Source organism: Hahella sp. CCB-MM4 (assembly GCF_002260525.1).
GTDB lineage: Bacteria > Pseudomonadota > Gammaproteobacteria > Pseudomonadales > Oleiphilaceae > Hahella.
In genome coordinates this window covers 32,190-56,111 of sequence record NZ_MRYI01000024.1, presented here as the reverse complement: position 1 = coordinate 56,111, position 23,922 = coordinate 32,190, and the positions used below count along the sequence as shown (strand labels likewise).

Genomic DNA, 23,922 nt, shown 5'->3' with positions numbered 1-23,922 from the left:
CCTCATGATCAGACGTTATCTCAAGGTTACTAAGCCAGGCATCATTGCCGGCAACTTAATCTCCGTTGCGGGGGGCTTCTTTTTAGCTGCCCGTGGCGAGATTGATTGGCCGCTATTCATGGCTACAGTGATCGGGCTGTCCCTGGTGGTCGCATCCGGTTGCGCAATCAATAACTGCATAGATCGAGATATCGACGCCAGAATGCAGCGTACCCGTAACCGGGTAACGGTAACCGGAGAAATGTCCCCACTCGCGGCTATGTGCCACGGCTTGCTTCTGGGAGCTATGGGGTTTGCTTTGCTGACGGTATACACCAATGCCGTCAGTGTTGCCTTTGCCGCTCTGGGCTATGGAGTTTATGTCGGGCTCTATAGCTTGTACATGAAACGCCGCTCTGTGTACGGCACCATGGTTGGCGCTCTGTCCGGTGCCGTTCCTCCGGTAGTCGGCTACTGTGCCGTCACCGGGCAATGCGATGCCGGCGCTCTCATTCTCCTGGTAATGTTCTGTCTCTGGCAGATGCCCCATTCTTATGCGATTGCGATCTTCCGCTTCCATGACTATGAATCCGCCAATATCCCAGTATTGCCGGTGGCCAAGGGAATCACCAAAGCCAAACGACATATCGTCCTGTACATCGCCGTATTTAGCCTTGTCACCATTCTACTGCCCTTGAGTGGTTACACCGGTGCGGCCTTTATGGTGGTGGCGTGCGCTACCAGCCTTTGGTGGCTGGCCATGGCGCTGAGGGGATATCGTCAGGGAATAGATATTTCAGGATGGGCCCGACAGGTGTTTGCCTTTTCTATTGTGACCATCACCCTGCTCAGCATAGCGATGGCACTTGATTTCAGCGCAGCTCCGCCGGAGTTACTGGTCGTCAGTTTGTGACTCCTTCTGGCAATACCGGTGACATCTAACCGGCAGACCTGCGTTTCTATGCCCCGCCCCTAATAGCGGGGCTTTTTTTGTATTTACATCCTATTTAACAATTTATGACTTTAATGCTGGGGTACCGATCTTCTTATTACGTCATTTGGAACTAAGATAAGTAAAATTTTCCAAGCGACTAACGCCCCACATTAGTGCAAATCGCCCCCAAAGAAGTGAACTCTATTGTTACCAGTAATAACTGATTTTTCAAAAATAGAAGTGTTTTGCAATCTTTGACACCCCTTCTCGTTTCACCGAAATCCAAGGCCCACCTATCTTTTAGAGCATTTTTTAACCACACATATGACCTAGGTCTCATTATGCATCTTGCCTAGGCTGGGCCGGTGAGGTTAGCCTGAGAAAGTTTGGGTGGGAACCAGGAGGTGTAGTAGGGTAGTACGTAGGCCATATGGCCTATATTGTTGAAATTTAAAAGGATTTTTCAAGAATTAACAATTGCCGTCTTCCATTGGCGACGACAAACGTCACAATAGCCCACCTTTCATACGATGTATCTAAACTATGGGGTTCAGAGGTTATGATTGAAAACGGCGATTTAATTCTTCGTTATCTCGAAAGACTCGGCGTCAGGTATGTATTTGGAGTTCCTGGCGGAAGTATTGAACCTCTTTATAATGCGCTGGCAAGGAGTGAGCGGCGTGGAGGTATCAGGGCGGTCCTCGCGCGCCATGAAACCGGCGCTGCCTTTATGGCGGATGGCTATGCCCGAGCAACAGGCAATCTCGGTGTCTGCATTTCCACTTCAGGCCCTGGTGCCACCAATCTTCTTACCGGCGTAGCTAACGCTTACGCTGACGGTATTCCGCTGCTGGTAATTACCGCCCAACCTTCGATAGAACGTTTTGGCCTTGGTGCTTTCCAGGAAGGTTCCTGTACCGGCATTAATACCGTCAGCATTTTCGATAGCTGCACCCGTTATAATACACTCGTATCCCACGCGGCCCAGTTGGAACACAAGCTGGTAATGGCCATCGGCTATGCACTCAGCAACCAAGCCGGGCCGGTTCACTTGAGCGTTCCATTGGACATCATGCGCGCGAAGGTCAATGACAATTCGCGCAGCCTCAATATGCGTGCCTTCATCAACCATGAAGTTGCCCCCAGTTCAGATGGGCTCCATCTGATACTCAAAGACCTGGCCTACGTTAAAAAAGCGACCATCGTTATCGGCGAGGGTGCAGCTGGCGCAGTGGATGAACTGTTGATGCTGGCGGAATCCAGAAATTTCCTGATTGTGACCACTCCAATGGGTAAAGGTCTGGTTTCTGAATATCACCCACTTTACCGCGGCGTATTCGGCCTCGGCGGTCATGAAAGCGCCAAGGAAGCGCTCTCCCCTGAGAATGCTGAGCGTGTCATCGCTATCGGTACGGCCCTGGATGAGATCACCACAGGTGGATGGGACCCGGAAGCCGTTTTTTCTAACCGTCTGGTACATCTATCCGGAAATCCGGACCATTTGAGCCGGTCCATTCTATCCAGAATTACTCTTCTTGGATCTCCCAGGCTGATGATTCGACCATTTAGTAAGTATCTGGAGCTGGGGAACAAGAACAAACGTCCGAAAGACAAGACCGGTGCTGACGGTTTTCCAGTACATGTGAAGTACGCGAATAAAGATGTTTGCTTTGAAAATACCTCCCCGGTGAAGCCTCAGGCATTATTTTTTAAGTTAAGCCAGCTCTGTCCGCCTAAAATCCCCGTATTAATGGATACCGGCAACAGTTTCCTTTGGGGTATCCATTACTGGCAGACCAAAAATCTGCGCACCGATAAGAATAAGCTGTTCCACATCGGCATGGGATTCGCGTCAATGGGCTGGGCAATAGGCGCAGCAGTAGGTATGGCCTTCGCAGACCGGGAACGACCGGTAATATGCATTACCGGTGATGGAAGCGTGCTGATGAGCGGCCAGGAAATGACTGTTGCCATGGAACACCAGCTAAGTATTGTTTTTGTCATCCTCAATGACAGCCATCTGGGCATGATCAAACATGGTCAGCGCCTCGGTGGCGCGGAAAGCATTGGTCATGAGCTACCTCATGTCAACTTTGCACAAATGGCAAACGCCATGGGAATCCGCGGCAAGCAGATTCACTCCCTGAACGATCTGGACGAAGAAGAAATCGCGTTTGAGCTGCGTACTCCTGGCCCATTCGTTCTTGACGTCCTGGTTGACAGCAACGAAGTCCCACCAATGAAAATGCGGACAAAAGTTCTGGCCGGCAGCAGCGGAACCCCGAAACTTTCAGAAGACATCATTGAGGTGAAAAATGAGCAACTCATTCGGTTATAAGACCAAAATCTGGTTCGAAGAGCCGGAGGCTGATAACCCTTTCGCCGCCAAAAACTGTTATTGCCATGGTTACGATGTTTACGGAGACATTCTTTCCAAGGCAACATGGTTCGAATACCTGTTTCTGCTGTTCAAAGGCGAAAAACCAACCGCCAAGCAGGCCAATCTACTGGAAACCTTGGCTATTGCGCTGACCAATCTAGGCCCTAGAGAACCTAGCATCAGAGCGGCGATGAACGGTGGTGTGGGTGGCGCGACCCATGCGGCGTCCCTGATGAGCGCTCTTTCCGTTGGCGCCGGGCAATGCGGAGGCGCTCACGAAGTCTATATTCTGATGTCCTTATGGGACACATGTGGGACCGACCTGGAGCTGTGGCTGCAAAAACTCCCAGATCCAGTCGAAGATAAGCGTGAAGATATCTGGAAACCCATGGAACACGCGCCGGGATTCGACCCTAACGGAGTATCCTGCCCTACTCCTGTAGTGCAAACTCTATCCGCTCTAACCAAATACGATGAAAGCGGCTGTTTGCACTTCCTACAGGAAACCCGTAAGCCGCTGGAAGCCACCACCGGTATACCTCTATCCATGACGGGGGTATCCGCCGCCGCATTCCATGCTCTGGGGTTTGACGCGCATGCAGCCACAATGCTGTATCTAATGTTACGCCTGCCAGGGGCTGCAGCTCATGCTATTGAGCAGCGACACCTTGGGTGGCGAGCATTCCCGTTCTACGGAGAGCATATTCATTTAACTAACGATCCAGGAAAAACCGAATTACCCAACGAGGAGGAGCTCGGCTTATGAGCATTCAGGACTTGATGTTACAGGAAAAAAGTCATGTCACTTCGATGGGAAAAGCCTTCTTATGTGAACGCGTTGTTATGCGCGGTAAGGATCTACATCTGGAACTGGGTGATTTGGATTGGTTTTCCCTGTATCTCTACTCGATAACAGGCAAACGCTACAGTGAAGAACAATTGAAAATGCTGAACTATATATGGGTCTGTACCAGCTATCCCGATCCTAGCATTTGGCCGAATCATGTGACCGAACTAGCAGCAAATTCGCGCAGCACTCCTTCACTGTCCTTGATGAGCGGATTATCTATTTCCGAAGCATCCATCTATGGAAGAAGGCCGGACCGACGTGCTATAGATTTTCTTATTAATACCCGCAAGGCCGTCGATAGCGGTGGAAAACTAGAAGACCTAATTAATGAGTCTCTAAAAAAGTACCGGATTATTTATGGTTATGGTAGACCACTGGCTCGAATTGACGAAAGGGTCCTTCATATTGTTAAAAAGGCAAAATCACTAGGCTTTGATTCGGGAGAGCACTTTCAATTAGCACTCGATATCTACAAATATGTTAAACAGCACAAGCGACAGACTGTGAACGTAGCTGCGCTGGCTGCTGCGATCGGTGCCGATTTCGGGATGTCACCGGAAGAGTATCAGCTATACCTCACACCCTGTTTTATTGCTGGAATGGTTCCATGCTATTTGGACGGCATGGAAAAACCGGAAGGTAGCGTTTTTCCCATGCGATGCCAATCCATCGAATACTCAGGCCCGCACAAGCGGAGCTGGTAATCTATCTTCAATAAACTACTAAGGTCTGACGATGAACGACAGCTCAACAGAGAACAAAACAGTTCTGATAACCGGCGCCTCTTCAGGCATTGGGGCCGCCTTTGCTAGGGTCTTCGCAAGCAACAATTTTGATACGGTTCTTGTCGCCCGAAGAAAGGACCGGCTTGATTCACTAGCGAGTGAACTCTCTCGCAGCTATGGGAATAAAAACACCATTCTTTCTGCAGACTTGAATACTCCAGATGCTGTCGAGTCAATATACAATCGCCTGAATGAAATGAATATTTCGATAGACGCCCTTGTCAACAATGCGGGCTATGCTCTTCCTAAGCCCTTTATGGCAGGAACATGGGAGGAGCATTCTTCTATGATTAACTTGCTAGTAACAGTTCCTACAGAGCTATGCCATAGATTCGCTCCTGGGATGAAGGAACGTGGAGAAGGCTGGATCATTAATGTCTCTTCTATCGCTGCATTCGCTCCTGAATTTCCTGGAAGCCTATATAATGCTGCCAAGTCCTTTGTACTCCATATGACAGAGGCTTTGGATCTTGAACTGAGACCGTCAAACATTAAATGCTTATCCCTTTGTCCGGGTCTGACCTCAAGCGAATTCCACGAGACCATGGGGGTAAAAGAATTTCTCAGCTACATTCCTAAATGGCGATGGATGGACTCCGATACAGTCGCGAAGCAAGGCTTTGATGCTGTTATGAAAGGTGAGCACATTTATATAAACGGTAGAGTTAATCGAGCATTGGTGAACGCATTTAAGGTAATGCCCAATAAGGTCAAGTATTTTATAGGTAAAAAGCAAATAATCCTTTAATGTCCTTTGCATTTATCGCATAGATGGGTTGGCCCAGAGGATCTGGCGCAGGATTACTTTCGGGCCCCCATATCTTTCCTTGTATCAATCTAAAAGTTGTATGCGATTTCCCCATAAATATTTCTTCCGGGTAGTGGCAAATCTCCGGGAATAGCCGCAGCAGGTCCGGGGCTTGGCTCAAATCCATCTTTATCAAACAAATTGCGAATAGATAGAGATAGATCTAATCCAGGCACAAAATTTCGGCGCTTCACGGCAAGATCAACCGTAGCATAGCTGCTAACCGGATCACGCTCATCACCATCAATTCGCTCTTGTTTTCCAATCCAGTTGATTTGCGTTGTGAGGAAGAAATCCTTACTAAAGTCGTATCCCAATTTTCCGTATATTTGGTGATTTGGGGCATCACCGACATCAGTATTAGTGTCTTCGTCTGTAGACCTTTGATATGCATAGTTTCCAGAAGCGGTTAAAGACTCGTTAAACCTATAGCTGGCTTCAATTTCGAATCCCCTCCCTTTTCTTTTCCCAGCATTTTCAGCTTTATTATCAACAAATTGAATAAAGTCATGGATCTGGTAATAAAAAATATTTCCGCTCAAACTCAAATCATTGTTTGGCTGATAGCTGACTGCAAACTCGTAACTGTCAATTGTCTCTGGATCCAAGTTTGGATTACCAAGAGATACAGGGTTTGAAATTGCAAACAATTCCAAGAAGGAAGGAGCTCGAAAAGCTCTTCCATATAACAATTTGGTTGTAACTGTATCTGTAGTCGCCCAAACAAGAGCCACCCTCGGATTGCTAGTATCACCAAAGTCCGAATAGTGGTCGTATCTCAGCCCTGAAGTCAGCAGCCAATTCTCTGAAAACTGCCATTCATCCTGAACAAACACAAAGTGGCTGGTTCTATCTTTTTCAGGCAACCAGACCTCATCTTTATCTGCAAATTCCTCGAAGCCCCCAGGGTTGGGAACTAAATTTCCATCTGGATCCTGCAGAAAATTCTTAAGCTCTGTAGTTTCAAATACATCACCCCAGAAATAACCTAGGCCTGCCCTGACAATATGTTGATCAAACCCTTTGAATATTGAAGAAACTTGTACCCGGACATGCTCCTCCTTATATCCAGGTTCCGCCAACACTCTATCGGGAAACGCCCCTCCAAAAGTTGTCGGAAATATTACAGAAGTTGATGTTGGATCCTGCTCTCCGAAGAAGTAGCTTATTTGCGATGATATTTCCCAATCTTTAAACCAGTCTTTATTCGTATGCAATAGCTCAATAAGCGCCCGATTACTCTTATACTCTCCTTCTGGGTCAAGAGCCTGAGCAACTCCAGCGCCAGTTTGTACATGATACCGCCCTTGATAACCGGCTCTGAGATTGAACTCTTTATATTTCACATCCAGATGAGCTTCGGCCTGCTGTCGCCCAAGGTTTACTTCCCCCGGAGCGTGAGAGTCGTTAAGGCCAGATAGCGTATCAAATGCTGATTGCTGGTCTTCCTCGATAGTGCCGTCCTGCCCCTTGGTATCTGTGTACTCAAGGGTTACCCCTATCTCCAGGTCGCCGGACTTGGAGCCATGAGACACCCAACTGGAATATGTATCAAAGCTTCCAGCGCCTGCACCCACTTGGGTTCCTTCGATATCTCTTGCCGTCTTGGTAATTACGTTAATTACCCCTGCGAACGCATCTGCTCCATACAAGGCAGATCCAGGACCACGAATAACTTCTATTCGACTGATGGATTTCACCGGCATTCCTCCCCAGATCGTGTAGCGATTTCCAATTGCCAGTGTTGTCAAAGGAGTACCGTTGATAAGAAGTAGTGCCTGAGGGTTATAGGTAGAACCAGAAATTCCCCTAAAAGTGTATTTGGCAAAATAAGCTTGGAATGACTTATTTACATGCAGTCCTGGTACAGTTTCAAGCACATCGTCGAGTTCTGTAGCCCCCATTTTTTCTATGTCTTCAGCTGTAATAACAGTCGCTACTGCAGCCGCTTTATCCAATGGCGTGGGGGTTCCAGAGGCAATACTCGTGACCCTGATTTGGCCAAGCTCTTCCGGAGAAAGCTCCCAAAGTCCTTCATCAAAGAGATCATCTGCCCCATAGCAGGCAAGGGAGATGCTGCTCATTATGCTGGTGAAGATCAGTACCTTTTTCATAATAGAAGCTTTTTTATTATGGCCTAACGATATAGTTGGCGGACCAACGATAAGCAACATCCATATGCTTGCCTACCGGTCACGAGGCTTTAATAAAATAGAGTAGCAGCAGATAGAAAAATCTGCGAAAAAAAATCACATTTTCTTTTATTTACAGAGGTTTGGGCCTGGCAATCGCATATCCTTGCGCATAATCGATACCCATTTCCCTTAATCTCTGCTTGATATCATCATTTTCCACAAACTCAGCAATCGTCTTCAGTCCGACGGCATGACCGATTTTGTTACAGGCATCGACAATACTGATGTCGATAGGGTCATTCAGCATATTGCGGACAAAGCCCCCATCAATTTTCAGAAAATCCACTGGAATGGTTTTCAGATATGAAAAGGAACTCATACCACAGCCAAAATCATCCAAGGCAAATTTAAATCCTTCATCGCGGATCTCTCGAATAAATTCAACCGCATCAGAGAGATGGGCAATGGCTGCCGTTTCAGTTATTTCGAAGCAAATACGTTCAGGTTTAATTTTGTACTGGTTGAGAAGTTCCCGGATCTTGACGAAAAACTGGTCGTCACTCAATGAATTACCGGACAAGTTAACAAAAAAGGTACCTCTGTCCTGATAGCCTTTTCCGGAGTCCGCGAGATACTGAAATACCAGTTCGATCACTCTCAGATCAATCAGCGGCATCAGGTTATAACGCTCAGCTGCTGGAATAAAAGCGCCTGGCTGTACAACTTCATCACCATCCTTGAGTCGCAACAAAAATTCAGTATGCGGATCATCTGATGTCTCATCCGACAAGCAGGCCATTGGTTGATGGCACAAAAAGAGCTGATTCTGCTCTAACGCCATTCGCAAGCGGCTAGTCCATTGCATTTCACTATGCCGGCGCTGCATATCAGTGTCCTGGACCTGGTAGATCTGGACAGTATTTCTTCCCCGGTCCTTAGCGGCATAGCAGGCAATGTCAGCATGACTGAGAATTTCAGTGGCATTGGTATAGGCCTTGGTGATCTGAACGATGCCGATACTCAGGCTCACAACAAATGGCGTATTGTCCCAAACGAACTTAAAGCCTCGAACTTCTTCCTTTAGAGTTTCAGCCAGCTCAATCGCGTGCTGTTTGCCGCAACTCTCCAGAAGAATACCAAACTCATCGCCGCCCAAACGTGCCAGAGTATCACTCTCACGTATGTGGCGGGATAGAATCCGCGCAATCTGTTTGAGTAATTCATCCCCTGCAATATGGCCACAGGTATCGTTAATGATCTTGAACTGATCCAGATCCAGGTAGAGCAGCATGTGGACCAATCCACGTTCTTTACTGCTGACCAAAGCCGATCTCAGGCGCCGATCAAATTCTCTTCGGTTCACCAGATCCGTCAGACTGTCATGATAGGCCATATGATGCAGGGATTGCTCTGCCTGCTTACGGGCATAGCGAACACCGGCTTCCTTCAACTCACGCTGAATAGCGGGCAATAGCCGGGCCATGTTGTCCTTCATAATATAGTCGTGGGCTCCGGCCTTCATCGCGCGTACAGCGATATCTTCACCAATGGTGCCGGAAACGATGATAACGGGAGTATCGAGGCCTTCACTCTTGACGACTTCAAGAGCCTCTTCAGATGAAAAACCGGGCATATTGTGGTCAGTAATAACAATATCCCAGGATTGTTTAAGCGCCTGCCGCAGGGTTAATTCGGAGTCCACGCGCTGGTATTCGGGAATGATTCCTCCTTTTCGGAGTTCCCGAATCAAAAGGAATACGTCGTCTTCCGAATCGTCAACGACCAATACTCTTAGCTTGTCGGTAACTCTTTGTTCCTTCATCGCGGCTTGCATGTTGTATAACGACATATTTTTAGGTCTTATTCAGCGGATACCTGCTACACCTCGATGCTTGTATTGCCGATAGACTAACAAACCCACTGTTTCCAATCAGTGATAAAGCATCAAAAGTCCAATTAAGTCAGTCACCTATAAACTTAACTCTTTGTCCTGAATTGCGCCAGCACTAAGAATAAACTTTTTTATAACTCGCGGACCAATTAACCTTTTCTTTTGGGGCCTGATCAAATTACCTGCTTTCTTGAGTCTAGGCTCAAGAGGGGCTTTTATACAAATATTATTTAACCGGCACACACTTTAAAGGTGACATAACCTCCCATTTATAAACACCTTTTCTTCAACATTCAACGCAAAATTTGTCTATACATTCAATGTAAAATAGAACGTGCTTCCTTTGGAAGGTTCAGACTCTGCCCAGATCCGCCCTCGATGGCGGGTAATAATGCGATATACGGTGGCCAGCCCTATTCCACTACCCTCAAACTCTGCGGGCGTATGGAGTCTGTTGAACGCGACGAATAGCCGATCTGCATACTTCATATCAAAGCCGGCTCCGTCATCCTTCACAAAATAGACAGCCCCTTCCCTCTTTCCGATAACGCCGAACTCAATATGCGCATTGTCTTTCTTGGAGGAATACTTCCAGGCATTCTCCACCAAATTGGATAACGCAATATGTAGCAGCCTTCCATCCCCCTTGGCTTTAACGCTCGGCGCAATACTGAAAGTAACATTCCTATCCGGTTCGCTGGATTTGAGCTCCATGGCAATACTCTCCACCATGCCGCTCAAATCGACTTCCGTGCAATCCAGCTTATGTCGGGTAACCCGGGATAAGGTCAGCATACTATCTATTAACATACTCATCCGGCCGCTGGCGGACCTTATACGACCCAAGTACTCCATGGCCAGATCATCAAGTCTTTCGCCGCAATCTTCCAGAATGGCTTCACCGTACCCGTCTATGGCCCGAAGAGGTTGACGCAGATCGTGAGAGACAGAATAACTAAAGGCTTCAAGTTCCTGATTGGCCGCTTTTAACTCAGCCGTTCTGATTTCCACCTGACGCTCCAGACTTCCATAACTCTTCAGTATCTCTTTATTCTGGTACTCAATCGTTTCCAGCATGGCATTAAAGGATTTGGTCAGCTCTCCAATTTCGTCAAAGCTCTCAAGCTCAGCCCGGAGGCGATAGTTCTTGTCTTTGGCAATTCGAGTCGCAGTTTCCGAAAGGTGCAGCAGCGGCGTGGTAACGGTACGTTGCAGTATGGCGGAAATAATAAGAAGCCCAAGAACAGCTAACGCTGAAACAATGGTGGCGGTAGCTACATAATTTTGCAGGTGGCGCCGAAGTTCATCCAGGGTGGATTGAATATACAAACGGCCAATGACTTCCTCGTCCAGCACAATGTCCTGAACCGTATAGAAATAGTTATCCTTAAATACACCATTGGTAGTCACCGGTTTTTCAGGACAAACCGCTTCTCCTTCACGGGTAAAAGTGGCCAGAACACCATTATTCTCATCATAGATACAGGCAAGAGTGATCGACTCGCGTAACTTGAGACTGTTGATGTTATCCTTCAATTGAGCCACATCCCCAAACACCAGCGCCGCATTACTTCGGTCAGCCAGCATGTTTCCGATGACATTGAGCTCCTGATTAATTTGTTGCCTATAAGTCAGGTTCTCATACCAGATCAGGCTCGCACTCAATATAAGAATGCCGAAAACGCTGGTAATGAATGTCAGCAATATCAGTTTTGTTTTTATCGGTAATCTAGACCAAGTCATTTCACCACCTTAGCCTCATTGGTACACCTCCTGCGCCAGCTCAAGAAGCTTCGAGCTGATGGCGACCCCGGACTTTCTGGCACTGAGAAGATTTATTTCAAAGCGAATCACGTTCCCTACCTGAACAAACCCGATCATTCCTCCGTTTTTGGCAAAATCCTCTATATCGCTCACCGTCAAGGCGTGCTCCAATGCGGGGGTTGTCAGGATATTTTCAAATTCCTTGCGCTCAGAATCGCTGATGAATATCACCGTGCAGACTGGAGCAACAGTCATAGAATCAAATTTGAACAGCTTAATGGGCTTACCCTGGATGGTTTTGCCATTAATGGGATCAATCAGCTCCTGGAAAGGGTCTTTGCCGAGTATGCAGACATTAATCTCGCCAGCGCCTTCGACGGATTCATTCTTCCAGGAAACAAATTTAATGAAGTTATAGAGATAAGCCGCCTTTATTTCGTATTCCGAACGGGCATAAGCATTCCCCCCGGAAATGAAAAGCATCAGGATCAGAACGATTGTCGTTATCCAGCTTGGTCTTTTTCGGAAGATCATCTACTGGTTATCACCAAGGTTTCCCAACCATCTACTCACGAATAAAGATATTAATCCATTCAGTCAGTTATAATTTTTTTTGAATGTCACCTGGAGAATAGACAATTGCGGCAGACTTCGACAGGCCAATCAATAAAAAAGGTTGCAATGTTTACCTTAAATGGCATTCATCAAGAACTCACAAAGGCAATACAGTGTTTGCACGCGCTATTCTGAATCACCTCGCCGCTCACTTCAATATGATATGTCGTCGTGTTTGAGAGCAATCGGATATTTCTTGGTAAGGGCTCAGTTTACTCCCCCTCATTACCGTGAAGCACTTTTAACACCTGATAAATGAGTAACTGTAGTTTTTCATTCAAACACAACCTTAATCTCATAAGATTTCGTGAGCACAGCTCTGAGACAAGACTAACGACGCTATTAATCCCCCACTTCAACTGGCCCATTTTTCATGCAGAGATCAAGCCGTTTAGAGGTATACTATTTTTGCCCTCAGATCTGAACCGCTGATATCCAAAGGCCCTTCATAGACTATCGACACGTAAACACCAATCCTTTCCAAGCTACTCACAATAATTTATACCGCAACAGCTTTTCACTTTATATTGACAGCCTATCTCATTATGATTAATTAACGATGTGCTCGTCAGGAAATTATGGATTGGACCGCCAATGCAGACCAATCATATTGTTCATAATGGAAGGGAAACTATGCAAACCAAACATCCTCTGATATCTCTGCTTCTAGTCAGCACACTGATAACAGCCTGTCATCACAAAGACAATGACGATAAGCAATCATCGTCGGGAAATGAGACGGATAACACTGCATCGGCGACCTTTGTCGATAACGCTGTTTCGGGACTGCAATATTTATGCTCAAGTTCAAATCAAAAGAAAGTCACCGACGACCAAGGTATGCTTGAGTGCAACAAAAACGATACCGTCACATTTTATGTTGGAAGCATTGAGCTTGGTATGACTGTCATTACAGACTCCACCGTATTTATCACTCCTGCTACTTTGATTGGTCAGAATACAGATGAGAATACCGCTGGAGTATTGAACATGGGGAGATTTCTGATAAGCCTGGATTCCGATCAGGATGTATCCAATGGGATATCAATTGCCACTGACTCCCTTATCGATACTAGCGTGAACGTTGATTTCAATCAAAGCGTCGAGGATTTCGCTAACTCCATTGATACAGTCCTGACCGAACTCACCCAGAACCTTGAAAATGGTCCTTTCCCATTAGTTAAAGAAGATGATGCCCATGATCATCTTCGCGTTGGGCTCTACCTTCGTAACGCAGGGGTTTATGAAGGACTGGTCAACTATGGTGATGCTGATAGAAAAGTCACATTGCTGGTTTCCCGGCGAGGACATGTTCAAGGCACAAATAAAACCCTGGCGGGAAAATATGCGCATTCGGGGCTTAATGAACAACAAAACCTTAGTTCGCTTGGTAGTACAGATTTCTTAAGAGTTGATGGTTCAACCGGTGCAACCAAGGTGTTAAACGCTCATTTTTCTGATGGCGTGCTAACAGGAAGCTCCGCTCAAGAAAATGATCAAAGTAATATTATTCTGCTTGAGGCAAAACGAATTGTAGCCTTTGATTCGGTATATGATCAGGCAGTCGTTGATCGTTTTAATGGGTATATGCCAATCGATATTGATCTCGGCCAAATAGGACAATTCAGATTTTTCAATAATTCTGAGGACCTGCAAGGTATACCCTATATAGCCATGGTCAATGGAGCCCCCTCTTCTTCAGACCCTGAAAAAGATATATCAACTCCGCACTGGATTTATATTTTCGGTGAGATAGTAAGTGCAAAAAACAATCAAATTCGGTTAGTTGCACTTTCGCTCAATGGATATTTTGTTGATATGACGTTTGACTTGTCCGGTCAAGAGCCCTCAATGATTGCAAATTGGAGCCATGTTTATGAGGGTAAAAAGGGCATTTCAACAAGTTTCCAAACAAATAATTGGAATACTAGGTAGCTCATAAGACAGCGTTAATATAGATCTTGACAGCCAATTCAAAATGGCCAGCGGCGCTATTTCTAGCGCCGCTTTTTATTGGATAGTTCGTGGATTTCATCCTTGTTTCTTATAGACAGCAGTGTTGTTACTCTCATCGCACTCATCAATCTTCTGGGAATAATCCACCGTAAAATGCAACTCTGCGTCCGGATCAAAGACCCAATAACCAAGACGGAATGTCACCCCGATAGATGCACCTGGAGCCAGAACACCTACCGGCTGAATATCAACAGCCCCAGTCCCAGGGTCAAACACACGAGCGTCTGTAGCTGCCAATGTACTGGTACTTCCCGCATTAGTAACCACAATCTTAATGACGGATTCACCTGTGGTTGCATCCCAAACAGGGTCATATACCTTCCGTATTATCAGATCAGGCCCTGAACAAGCATTAACACAAAGACAATGATACCGTTCACTCACCAAAACCTGTTGATTTGGGGTGCCTATAAAGCAGGCTGTCTTATCATCAAACTGATTCCCATATAGCCAGGCATCGATATCTGCCGGCGATGGAACATCCAACTTATTGGATTTGCACACATAGGTTCGCTTGATTCCATCATAAGGAGCCAACTCACTCTCGGCCCGCCCTCCAGTCCAGGCACGGCAGGTTTTTGGGCAGGTTAAAGGCCCGCTTAGACCATAATAGTTAGGATACCAGCCAACCTTATAGCTGGTTGAGACTCCGTCCTGAATCGGATCGGCGAAGGCGTGGGAAAATGCGAGCAAGAGTACTAAAAACAAATAGCGTTGAAGCATCATGGCGTCCCTCCATCTTTCCTGAAGTACTAAGAACATCCTGTCCGGGCTGTTTGGGTTCCCTGCCCGGTCTAGTAGTGATAGCGCGAGGTCGGTGACTTTGCAATGGAAATAAGCCCCAAGGAACTTATTAGCTTAAAACGTTGAACAGTTACACCTTTAAGTAATAAATATTCAGATTTCTCGATCTGTGATCAATTCCAGAGCTGCTACTCTGCCAACTTCATCGCTTTGTGAGGATCAGGCGTCACACTTTCAGCGTCTGAGAGTTTTGATAGCTTTAAGAATCAAGGCGCCTTTCTAATTTCACTTAATACCTTGTTTCGGTGACTACTAATCACTCCCGCCTCTTCCATCTCCCTTAATACCTCGGTGAGAGGTTCGAGCAAGTGAAGGTTCTTCTTATGAAGGTAATGGTAGCTATGGATAACTTCCAACGGCGGTTCTATAGAGACGATATTGTCGAAACCTAAATCGTCTATGATCTTCAGACCATTTAATAGTCCATCAATTGCGATATCCGTTCTTCCGGCATCCAGCATTCTCAAGGCATTTTCGACTGTATTGGAGGGCTCTATACGAGTAGGAGGTAATAAATTATCCTCGATGACCTTAACGCCACGGTTATACCCGACTTTATAGGGGGTCAGGCTCTCCCAACCAGTAATGACAATACTGTTTTCCTTCCTTGAAAAAGCGACTATATCTATCTCAGCGATGGCTACAGGCACTCTGATCAGGTTTTTATAAATTTCGTCCATACCCTTGACTCTGAATAGCTCACCATCGATCAAGCCACTGTCTGCCGTAAGAAGAGAGCGATATCCGGGCTGAGGAAGGACCTTCAGAGTATATCCCATGCGTTGGTATGCATCTGTCATGATGTCTACAGATATTTGTGTAATAGGATCATTGCCCTGGAAAGTGGAAAAAGTCACCTCTTGAGAATGCGAATACCCGCTTAACCCTATAACAAGCAACAGGATTGCCAATCTCATCTGTTTTTCACCATGTTTGCTTCTGAGACTTTTTGTATGCCTAAAAGTCTAAGATATTCACGGAACAACGCCAGAATTTCCTCTATCTATCAGCATAAAAGAAAAACCTGAGAAGCTTTATTTTGGGAACTTAGAGAAAGTCTTGGCTAGTCAGTTCATCAAACTGATGAGTATTATCGCTCTAACTGACATAGTATCAATTAATCTGTATCCCCAGAAGATATTGCTATAACACGGTACTAGTAGAAATATGGGGTGGTACCTTTCCTACCAACAAAGTCTATTTAAAAAAAGAGCTATCAGAATTCAGAAATATTTCCTTATCGCCGTTCATCACTGCCCAACGCCAATAGATACGCATTTATGAGAAACAGTGAATGATTGTCCACTAATTTAGGGCATTAAATAATTTTCCAAAAAGCCCTTGTCGGTATTCAAACTTTGTATTAGTGTGAAATGTAGTTGAACACGAAACAGTCAATGCGCCAGCGTGGGACGCGGTGTGTTTGTTGTCTTTTGTTTGCCTTCCTTATTCGCGCTGTAGCGGGCATCCGAAGTAAACACGTTCGAGCAAGCATTTTCTAAAAATAATAATGTCTAGCTTGTTGCCAAGGGATGTGTCATGGCTTCGTATAAGGGTGTGCAAGGCGCACTAGCGGCCCTTGAAAACTTTTTTAAAAGCCGGTTACCTGCCGAATTAAGTGCAGGTCCTACCAATGCCAGTGTAAAACTATTAGGCAGCCAGGATATTGCCTCAAAATTGAGCGGCAATTTACTGGGCATCTACCTTCACCGGATCACCATCGATGATCACGGCCGCACACGCTTTTTCAAACCCCAGGGCCCCGGAAACAATCAAGGTCCCAGACCGGAATTACCGGTTAATCTCCATTTCCTACTGATAGCCAACGCCACCAGCGCCACTATAGAAGCTGATCTCATGGCCTGGGCCATGGTGGAAATTGCCAACCATGGCCAAATCGACATTTCCCACGTGCAGGACATTGACGACGAGTGGGGTCAAATGGAGTTGTTGAATGTCACCCCTGCTGAAATGAGCACTGAAGACCTGATGCGCATCTGGGATGTCTTTGAATCCTCCTATACATCCACCATGGCATACACAGCAAAAACCGTTCGCCTGCGACTGAACCCGCAACGGCTTGAAGGCGAAGACGTTAAATCACGTGTGTTTCCAACGGGGCGCTTATGAAGATCCAGGTGCTCGAGACCAATGTCCTACATGCCTCCGATGTCATTTACTGGCTGGACGGCAGTACCCATACGGATACAACCCAGATGCACCGGGTTGCTCATTCCCTGTCCATAGAGTTCAGCACTTATCCAAAAGATTTGAAGGTAATTCAGTCCGCCGGTAAAACCGGTCTGTTACGAAAACCAACCCAGGATATTGTCGATGGTCGTGCCACTGAGGCCCAGCGCACGTTTGTGGCAGGGTCTCCATACGCCCTAGAAGGTCAGGTAACAGATCCAAAAGGGTTTTATAACGCCAGAACATTTTCCTTAACCGCCGGTGCTGCCGACGGCCACGGCATTGTACTCTACCCGACTCCTATCGGTAGTCGGGTCAACAAGACAGGCGCCCTTTTTGCCTCATTACGCTGGAGTGGTGATGGAAGCCCGGTACCTTGGGCCATCGCCACCCTGACGATCACCATACCGGGAGTGCCGCAGCCACAGATTTATAAAGGACAGGCGGATTATCGTGGCGAACTGGTTATTCCCTGGCCCAAAGTCCCCCCGCTATCTGCAGGCCAGGACCATTACGATGCCACCCTTGCGGTAACGGCTCTACAGAGTGCCACGGAGGATACTCCCATAGACCCGTCCACCCTGATAGCCGCAGAGCTGGAAAGTACCACCAGCGAAAATTCGTTTTCCGACCCCATCGGGTTACAGGTTGTCCCCGGTGAGATGTTAATCGTCCGATCCGCCAGTAAGGATCACTTAACCGTTCAACCGAGTTGACCCATGTGAAAGGAGAATATCATGCCTGAATACCTAGCACCGGGTGTGTATGTAGAGGAAGTCAGTTTCCGTTCCAAGTCGATCGAAGGTGTGGGCACCAGTGTCGCAGGCATGGTGGGTCCAACCCGATTCGGTCCGATTCGCGGCAGGCCAGAAGTGGTGACCAGCTTCAATGAATTCCGGCGAATGTTTGGCGATGTTGAAGACCTCACCTTTGGCGGAACCGACCAACTAAATTACACCGCCATGGCGGCTAAAGCCTTTTTCGATGAAGGTGGCAAACAGCTGTTCGTGTCCCGCGCAACCAACTATGCCTCTCCAACGGCGGGTTATGGTTCAGCCACGGATTCCAACAATGATGTCACCTTCCAAGCCCGCTTTCCGGGTTCGATGGGTAATTTCACTCTGGAGGTGGAATGGCAGGACAGCGAAAACCTGTTACTTTCAGTGGCAACAAGTGCCCCGGCCGAGGGCGACATCGTTTACCTAGATGCAACAGGGTTAAACGCTGAAGCCATTGCCGCCGATGGACTTGATGGAGCGCGTTTTCCGATGGATATTCGCTGCATTGCGCAAAGGGTTGGCACCCATTTCCAAATATTGAATAACCTTGCACAAATTGATGCCAATGATGGTACCGAAATGGCAGCCACTGATCTCGCCGATAGTGGAAATCATCTGGTTCTTGCCGAGATGACTATCGGAGGCGCCACCGTCAGCTACACCCGGGTGACCGCCAAGAATCCCACCAGCGGCGCCCTGACCGATGGTACTGCTGCAGTTCTAACATTAAGCGAGGAAACCGATCTCTCGGATTTTCACGTGGGAGACCATTGGGGAACTCTGACCACTCTTTACGGCACACTAAATGCCGCGGGCACTATCTTCACCGTTGATGGCAGCGGTCTGAATCAGGGAGTTGGAACTGCGATTCCACTTTATCTGTCCGCACTCGGAGCTGCCCCCTCCTCGGTTCGTGCGGTCATGGCACAGCGGATGTTTTCCCTTTCAGTCCATAACGGTGGAAAGGATGCGCCGGTTATCTATAACTATGGCCCTATCAACACCGGACACACAGGAAAAGGAACACTCGCAGATGTCATTAATCCGACCCCGGAGAAACGCCTTGATCAGCTGACCAGTCCTATTGGTGTGGAATTCGACGCCAGCATTTCTGCCGGAGACGTGTTGTTGGCCCTCTACGATATGTTTGATTCCTCAGCAATGTCACCTGTCGATCCGCTGGACCTGGATGGCCCCCGCTACCTGATTACCATGACTGGAGGCAACGACGGCTCCGCGCCTGTAGCCATTCATTATGCCGGAGTCACCGACGAGGTTAGCGGTAGTACCGGTTTCGCCGCATTGGAGGATATTGAAGACGTATCCATCGTCGCAGTACCCGCAGCCGCTGCAGACTCCACCAACCATCAGGCCATTGTCACTGAAATGCGTAAGCACTGCCGCAAGATGCGTTACCGAGTCGGAATCGTCGATGCGCGCAAAGGCATGGCATTGTCAGAAGCCCGTAACTTTGGCGCCCTGTTTGATGATTCCCGCCTGGCCATGTACTACCCCTGGGTGGAAGTGTCTGATCCACGTGGCAAAGTTAACAGCATCGCCCTCCCACCTTCCGGATTTATTGCCGGAGTTTATGCCAATACCGATGTGCAACGTGGTGTCCACAAGCCACCGGCCAACGAGCCGATTTATTCTGCGCTGCGCTTTGCCCAGGATATCAACCGATTCCAACAGGAACTGCTGAACCCGGCCGGCATTAACTGTCTACGTACACTGACAAGTGGTGGCAATCGTGTCTGGGGTGGCAGAACCCTGTCGACAGATCCGGAATGGAAATACGTTAATGTCAGGCGCTACTTCCTTTATCTGGAACGGTCGATCGAAAAATCCACTCAGTGGGTCGTATTCGAGCCAAATAACGAACGGCTCTGGGACAACGTGCGGCTGACCATCGAAAGCTTCCTCTACAACGAATGGGCCAACGGTCGCCTTCTGGGAACCGACAAGACCGCCTATTTCGTGCGCTGTGACCGCAGCACCATGACCCAGAACGATATCGATAACGGCCGCCTGGTGTGTGAAATCGGGGTGGCTGCCGTCAAGCCGGCCGAGTTCGTCATTTTCCGTATTGGCCAGAAAACCGCTGACAGCAACGGGTAACAGGAGAATCACACCATGGCTCAGTTTCGAGAAACCCCATACAGCGTCTTCAACTACCTGGTGGACCTGAACGACGGCACAGAAGGTGACGTTGCCGGCGGCTTTTCCGAGGTCTCCGGCCTCAATGCCGAAGTGACTATCGCAGAATACCGCCGCGGCAATGCGCAAACCAACTATGTCACCAAGATCCCGGCGATCAATAAGGCCGGTGATGTCACGCTGAAGAGAGGCGTTGTCGGCGCCAGCAATATCAGCGCCTGGCTGGACGAGGTTCGTGCGGGAGCGATCAGCAAGAAAGACGTCACTATCAAACTCAAAAGCGAGGACCCTACAAGCTCAACCGCAGTGGTTACCTGGAAGCTCAAAAACGCCATGCCGATCAAATGGACCGGCCCCACACTGACCGCCAAGGGAGGCAGTGATGTTGCCATTGAGGAGTTGGTGTTGGCGGTAGAGTACATCGAGCAGGTCTGACAGCCCGGAACATTCGGTACAGGGCTGAGGGAACCTCGAGATAATTCGATGAATGAGAGATGAAAGGTGTATGAGAGGTAAGGTATGCAGGAACTGCTTGCTGCTCGCGTCACGCTGACACCCCAGGCGTTACAACCACGACCGGCTGCCCTGGAGGTAGCCATGCTCGGCCATTGCCCTGGCCGGGTAAGGTTGGAACGTCTCCTGGCCATGCCACAGGTACTGGCTGAAATGCGCGCATCCGGCTATGCCAGTCACGTCGACCAATTGCAGGCAGGAACTGCCGATACCTTTCTCCAGTCATTACATCACTTGCCGCTGCCTTTGCGCAGCAGCGCGGAGTTTCATGACATATTTCCCGATGCCCACGCCAATCCGACTCAGTACCGCAGTATCCTGGCAGGTAACCGAGCCTGGTTATCACCCTGCGTAGACGACTTCTTTGCTAACGGAGGAGTCAAGCTTTGGTTGGTCAAGGTACCGGAGTCCGAGAGCCAGTCCGGATTCTTTCCTGCGGAAAATACCCAGGTTCACGATGTCCTGACATTACGGGGGCTGGCCACTCTGTTGATCATCAACAGCGTCGGCAGCATTGCTTTTCCGGATCTGGAGCGGTTGCAGGTTCCCGCCAAACTGCCGGATATTCCCCGGGTGAGGTTGGATAATCCTGATCCGCAGTTTGTCCCCTGCACTGATTCCCTAGACGATGATCATCGGGAACGGCGCAACGATGATGAAATTCCCGAAGCACCAGACCCTCTGCTTTTCTCGACCGTACTGCAGCAGTTGCTGCGAACAACCGGCCAGTACCGTCCGGACTGGCAATTACTGCTTTCAATGCCCCTGGCCTATTCCGAGGCATTGGATACGCCAAGACTGGATCCCGCGGCAGTACAAGTTCTTAACTCTCTGAAGCAAACGGAGCAGGCTCACCGTTTACGCCAACTGCAGTTGATATTTCCTTACCTGCGGGGTCCGGCCTTTTCTTTGCGCAGTGCAGTGGGGGCCATCGCCGGACAACAGGCCAACCGCGCACAGCGTATCGGGGTCTGGGCATCCATCGCAGACCAGCCACTTCAGGTAGCCGCCCGCCCCTATCCGTCGCTATCAGTTTCCGAAACCGTGGCGTTTCGGGATAAACCAGGACTCAGTGTCATTCGATTCTGCCGCAACCAGCTGCGTTTAGATGATGAGCGACTGACGGTACCGGCTCTACCAGCGGCGGATATTAAAACCACCGTCAATGACAGTCGCTATGACGGATATCGCTCAGCAGAAATTCAACGTTTTTTCGGTTACCTGCAGCGGGCATTGCGCTCACTGGGAGAGCAACTGGTATTTAATGTGGATTACCGTGACCCTCGCCCGCGCCTGTTAATGGATCGCTTCTTCCGGAACCTTCATCAACGGGGGGCTCTGCGTGGAATATTGCCGGAAGATGCATTTCAGATCCGTCAGATACCGGCAAACGAAGGCGTTATGTTGTTTGAGATCGAAATCGCACCCGCCTTACCCATAGAACGTCTGCGCCTGACGTTCAGCAATGTCGACGGATATTGGAATGGAGGGCTGTACCTTGGCTGAATTCGTCCCCTTCCGATTTCGGGTTCACCTTTATCAGAGTGACAACAATCACCTCCTGTGCAGCGGCTCTTTCAGTGAAGTAACTGGTTTTGAACTCACCATGGAACCCAAGACCCTCGCTGAAGGCGGACGAAACTGGGGTGAGCTGCAGCGTATCGGTGTCACCAAGTTTGCGCCCATGGTGCTGAAACGGGGCGTGACCAGTGTCAATGATCTCTGGTCCTGGTTTGATGCCACCACTCGCGGTGCCAATTACGGTTACCGCCTGCATGGCGAAATCGAGGTGCTCGGCAATCCCACCCTGAACCAGGGAAACAATGCTGAGTCGGGACAGGTTCAAACCGAAGAACAGGTAGTCATGACCTGGCGGCTACACGGTGTATTGCCTACCAAATTTAAAGGACCGGACCTCAACTCAACAGCCAACCAGGTGGCGATCGAAGAAGTTCATCTGGTTCATGAGGGGCTGGAATTGCAAAGAACCGCTCCAGCCCAATCCAACGATAACAGCTCAGGAGGACAACCCACATGACCACTCCTGAACGGGGCAAACTGATCCCGGTAACCGGAAATAATGACACCCCGCAGAATGACGAAGCCATCGACGTTCAGTTCAATCCGACCACACTGAAGGTCAGCCTTTCCAATACATTGAAGGAAAACCAGCGAAACGGTAACAGCCGTGCCGCGCAGTTTGTCGACAAGAGTTCTTCCAGTTTGACTGTTGAACTCATTTTCGACACCACTTTTGTGGACAACTCCAGCGATCAGGGAACCGGCTCCTCGGACAGCGCCTCTTCAAACTCCGGAAGTTCGCCCTCCAGCGGCGGCTCATCATCCCAGGGTTCCAGTGCAAACCAAATTCAACAGGGGTCGGATGTCCGCAACCTCACCAAAAAAATTGCTGAAACCTTTCTGAAACCCCGAGCCGGCTCCAATAACCGGAAAAAAGCACCGCGTCGCTGTCTGTTTCAATGGGGGAGTTTTGAGTTCATTGGACTCGTCGAAAGCTACGAGGAAACCCTCGACTTTTTTTCCAAAGAAGGGCGACCTCTGCGGGCCACTCTGTCCCTTAAACTGAAGGAAGACCGGTTTCAGTTCCGGCAACGTACCGAAGGGGTCGCCGCGGCCCAAACTGACGATCCACCCACATTAAGCCCCACCGGAAATGCCGACAGCGCCGCAGATAACAATGCTGACAGCAATGGTGCCGGAGATCAGCCTCCCGGTGAGGGTGCAACCAATCCAGCTAATGAGGCCGCAGGCCAATCCGCCAGCCCAGTGCCGGGCAATAGCGACGGCAAAGGGAGTAGCTGGCGGGACAATGCCATGTTCAATGGTTGTGAAAATCCACGCCTGCCCAGTGGCTCAATGTTAGCCCTGCCAAGTGCTTCTCTATCAGCCTCGGTCAACATAAAAGCCAGCGCATCCGCAGGCGTTGGTGCCTCTTTTTCGGCAGGCGCCGGTGTCAGTTCCGGATTTTCAGCAGGTGCCAGTGCTGGTGTGTCCGCCAGTGCGGGAGCATCTGTCCAGTCCGGTGTATCCGCTTCGGCCAGTTCCGTAGCCCAGGTAAGGGTCACTCCCGCATTCAATTTCGGCGCTTCTTCCAGTCTGGGTACCGGCATTGAAGGAGCATTTAACGCCACCGGTGAATTGAACCAGCAACTGAACGCCACCGGTGTCATTAACGGTTCGACGCCACTCAGGGTATCCAGCAGTGACCAGCCGGTTAATGCCAGTTATCAGAAACGCTGGCAATACAGCCACCAGGAATCCCTACCGCCGGCCGCCCCTGGTGTCGGCTTCGATTGAAGGA

19 protein-coding genes are annotated in these 23,922 nt (G+C 48.7%); 13 read left to right on the top strand and 6 right to left on the bottom strand.

The genetic code is table 11. The annotated features are described in order from the left end of the window. The first annotated feature begins 4 nt into the window (after positions 1-4). From cyoE to BTA51_RS26660, 5 genes are all read left to right on the top strand, one after another. Positions 5-892, top strand: a complete 888-nt coding sequence (gene cyoE, locus BTA51_RS26680) for a heme o synthase (protein WP_094712155.1) — start codon at positions 5-7, stop codon at positions 890-892. A 580-nt stretch (positions 893-1,472) separates the two neighbouring features. Further along, positions 1,473-3,251 carry a thiamine pyrophosphate-binding protein gene (locus BTA51_RS26675; RefSeq protein WP_094712134.1) on the top strand — a complete coding sequence of 593 codons (1,779 nt, stop codon included), beginning with the start codon at positions 1,473-1,475 and terminating at the stop codon, positions 3,249-3,251. Next, positions 3,229-4,059 carry a citryl-CoA lyase gene (locus BTA51_RS26670; RefSeq protein ID WP_094712133.1) on the top strand — a complete coding sequence of 277 codons (831 nt, stop codon included), beginning with the start codon at positions 3,229-3,231 and terminating at the stop codon, positions 4,057-4,059. Before BTA51_RS26675 ends, BTA51_RS26670 begins: the two co-directional genes overlap by 23 nt. Further along, positions 4,056-4,847 (top strand): citrate/2-methylcitrate synthase, encoded by a 792-nt coding sequence (locus BTA51_RS26665; protein WP_094712132.1) that lies wholly within the window; start codon positions 4,056-4,058, stop codon positions 4,845-4,847. Before BTA51_RS26670 ends, BTA51_RS26665 begins: the two co-directional genes overlap by 4 nt. Before the next feature lie 31 nt (positions 4,848-4,878). Beyond that, complete coding sequence (locus BTA51_RS26660) at positions 4,879-5,676, top strand: SDR family oxidoreductase (RefSeq protein WP_094712131.1); 798 nt, start codon at positions 4,879-4,881, stop codon at positions 5,674-5,676. Between the two features lie 89 nt (positions 5,677-5,765). On the opposite strand, the gene BTA51_RS26655 is transcribed toward BTA51_RS26660, so the two are convergent. The 4 genes from BTA51_RS26655 to BTA51_RS26640 form a co-directional block, all read right to left on the bottom strand. Continuing rightward, a complete protein-coding gene (locus tag BTA51_RS26655) occupies positions 5,766-7,910 on the bottom strand; it encodes a TonB-dependent siderophore receptor (protein ID WP_246841207.1) in 2,145 nt (714 codons plus the stop codon). Between the two features lie 91 nt (positions 7,911-8,001). Continuing rightward, complete coding sequence (locus tag BTA51_RS26650) at positions 8,002-9,720, bottom strand: GGDEF domain-containing response regulator (protein ID WP_094712129.1); 1,719 nt, start codon at positions 9,718-9,720, stop codon at positions 8,002-8,004. Between the two features lie 351 nt (positions 9,721-10,071). Next, positions 10,072-11,505 carry an ATP-binding protein gene (locus BTA51_RS26645; protein WP_094712128.1) on the bottom strand — a complete coding sequence of 478 codons (1,434 nt, stop codon included), beginning with the start codon at positions 11,503-11,505 and terminating at the stop codon, positions 10,072-10,074. A gap of 15 nt (positions 11,506-11,520) precedes the next feature. Continuing rightward, positions 11,521-12,060, bottom strand: coding sequence for a YfiR family protein (locus tag BTA51_RS26640; RefSeq protein ID WP_246841206.1), 540 nt, complete (start codon positions 12,058-12,060; stop codon positions 11,521-11,523). A 714-nt stretch (positions 12,061-12,774) separates the two neighbouring features. On the opposite strand from BTA51_RS26640, the gene BTA51_RS26635 reads away from it, so the two are divergent. Further along, a complete protein-coding gene (locus BTA51_RS26635; protein ID WP_141215687.1) occupies positions 12,775-14,076 on the top strand; it encodes a hypothetical protein in 1,302 nt (433 codons plus the stop codon). Positions 14,077-14,172: 96 nt separating this feature from the next. Here the strand turns inward: BTA51_RS26635 and BTA51_RS26630 are convergent, their stop codons facing one another. Further along, positions 14,173-14,883 (bottom strand): CARDB domain-containing protein, encoded by a 711-nt coding sequence (locus BTA51_RS26630; protein WP_094712125.1) that lies wholly within the window; start codon positions 14,881-14,883, stop codon positions 14,173-14,175. Positions 14,884-15,167: 284 nt separating this feature from the next. Next, positions 15,168-15,878 carry an ABC transporter substrate-binding protein gene (locus BTA51_RS26625; RefSeq protein ID WP_094712124.1) on the bottom strand — a complete coding sequence of 237 codons (711 nt, stop codon included), beginning with the start codon at positions 15,876-15,878 and terminating at the stop codon, positions 15,168-15,170. A 622-nt stretch (positions 15,879-16,500) separates the two neighbouring features. On the opposite strand from BTA51_RS26625, the gene BTA51_RS26620 reads away from it, so the two are divergent. The 7 genes from BTA51_RS26620 to BTA51_RS26590 all read left to right on the top strand — a co-directional run bounded on the left by BTA51_RS26620 (position 16,501) and on the right by BTA51_RS26590 (position 23,918). Next, positions 16,501-17,091: a DUF4255 domain-containing protein gene (locus BTA51_RS26620; RefSeq protein WP_094712123.1), complete on the top strand. Its 591-nt coding sequence runs from the start codon at positions 16,501-16,503 to the stop codon at positions 17,089-17,091. Continuing rightward, a complete protein-coding gene (locus tag BTA51_RS26615; RefSeq protein WP_094712122.1) occupies positions 17,088-17,867 on the top strand; it encodes a hypothetical protein in 780 nt (259 codons plus the stop codon). Before BTA51_RS26620 ends, BTA51_RS26615 begins: the two co-directional genes overlap by 4 nt. A 21-nt stretch (positions 17,868-17,888) precedes the next feature. Next, positions 17,889-20,048, top strand: coding sequence for a phage tail sheath subtilisin-like domain-containing protein (locus BTA51_RS26610; protein WP_094712121.1), 2,160 nt, complete (start codon positions 17,889-17,891; stop codon positions 20,046-20,048). A gap of 15 nt (positions 20,049-20,063) precedes the next feature. Continuing rightward, positions 20,064-20,522, top strand: a complete 459-nt coding sequence (locus BTA51_RS26605) for a phage tail protein (protein WP_094712120.1) — start codon at positions 20,064-20,066, stop codon at positions 20,520-20,522. A gap of 84 nt (positions 20,523-20,606) precedes the next feature. Further along, a complete protein-coding gene (locus tag BTA51_RS26600; RefSeq protein WP_094712119.1) occupies positions 20,607-22,106 on the top strand; it encodes a hypothetical protein in 1,500 nt (499 codons plus the stop codon). Continuing rightward, positions 22,099-22,638 carry a phage tail protein gene (locus BTA51_RS26595; protein WP_094712154.1) on the top strand — a complete coding sequence of 180 codons (540 nt, stop codon included), beginning with the start codon at positions 22,099-22,101 and terminating at the stop codon, positions 22,636-22,638. Before BTA51_RS26600 ends, BTA51_RS26595 begins: the two co-directional genes overlap by 8 nt. Further along, positions 22,635-23,918 (top strand): hypothetical protein, encoded by a 1,284-nt coding sequence (locus tag BTA51_RS26590; protein ID WP_210404933.1) that lies wholly within the window; start codon positions 22,635-22,637, stop codon positions 23,916-23,918. The genes BTA51_RS26595 and BTA51_RS26590 overlap by 4 nt, the downstream gene beginning before the upstream one ends. The last annotated feature ends 4 nt before the right edge of the window (positions 23,919-23,922 follow it).

Bases quoted from the DNA above. Each gene is read 5' to 3' on its own strand.
- cyoE (WP_094712155.1), top strand. From the start codon at position 5: ATGATCAGACGTTATCTCAAGGTTACTAAGCCAGGCATCATTGCCGGC.
- BTA51_RS26675 (WP_094712134.1), top strand. From the start codon at position 1,473: ATGATTGAAAACGGCGATTTAATTCTTCGTTATCTCGAAAGACTCGGC.
- BTA51_RS26670 (WP_094712133.1), top strand. From the start codon at position 3,229: ATGAGCAACTCATTCGGTTATAAGACCAAAATCTGGTTCGAAGAGCCG.
- BTA51_RS26665 (WP_094712132.1), top strand. From the start codon at position 4,056: ATGAGCATTCAGGACTTGATGTTACAGGAAAAAAGTCATGTCACTTCG.
- BTA51_RS26660 (WP_094712131.1), top strand. From the start codon at position 4,879: ATGAACGACAGCTCAACAGAGAACAAAACAGTTCTGATAACCGGCGCC.
- BTA51_RS26655 (WP_246841207.1), bottom strand. From the start codon at position 7,910: ATGTTGCTTATCGTTGGTCCGCCAACTATATCGTTAGGCCATAATAAA.
- BTA51_RS26650 (WP_094712129.1), bottom strand. From the start codon at position 9,720: ATGTCGTTATACAACATGCAAGCCGCGATGAAGGAACAAAGAGTTACC.
- BTA51_RS26645 (WP_094712128.1), bottom strand. From the start codon at position 11,505: ATGACTTGGTCTAGATTACCGATAAAAACAAAACTGATATTGCTGACA.
- BTA51_RS26640 (WP_246841206.1), bottom strand. From the start codon at position 12,060: ATGATCTTCCGAAAAAGACCAAGCTGGATAACGACAATCGTTCTGATC.
- BTA51_RS26635 (WP_141215687.1), top strand. From the start codon at position 12,775: ATGCAAACCAAACATCCTCTGATATCTCTGCTTCTAGTCAGCACACTG.
- BTA51_RS26630 (WP_094712125.1), bottom strand. From the start codon at position 14,883: ATGATGCTTCAACGCTATTTGTTTTTAGTACTCTTGCTCGCATTTTCC.
- BTA51_RS26625 (WP_094712124.1), bottom strand. From the start codon at position 15,878: ATGAGATTGGCAATCCTGTTGCTTGTTATAGGGTTAAGCGGGTATTCG.
- BTA51_RS26620 (WP_094712123.1), top strand. From the start codon at position 16,501: ATGGCTTCGTATAAGGGTGTGCAAGGCGCACTAGCGGCCCTTGAAAAC.
- BTA51_RS26615 (WP_094712122.1), top strand. From the start codon at position 17,088: ATGAAGATCCAGGTGCTCGAGACCAATGTCCTACATGCCTCCGATGTC.
- BTA51_RS26610 (WP_094712121.1), top strand. From the start codon at position 17,889: ATGCCTGAATACCTAGCACCGGGTGTGTATGTAGAGGAAGTCAGTTTC.
- BTA51_RS26605 (WP_094712120.1), top strand. From the start codon at position 20,064: ATGGCTCAGTTTCGAGAAACCCCATACAGCGTCTTCAACTACCTGGTG.
- BTA51_RS26600 (WP_094712119.1), top strand. From the start codon at position 20,607: ATGCAGGAACTGCTTGCTGCTCGCGTCACGCTGACACCCCAGGCGTTA.
- BTA51_RS26590 (WP_210404933.1), top strand. From the start codon at position 22,635: ATGACCACTCCTGAACGGGGCAAACTGATCCCGGTAACCGGAAATAAT.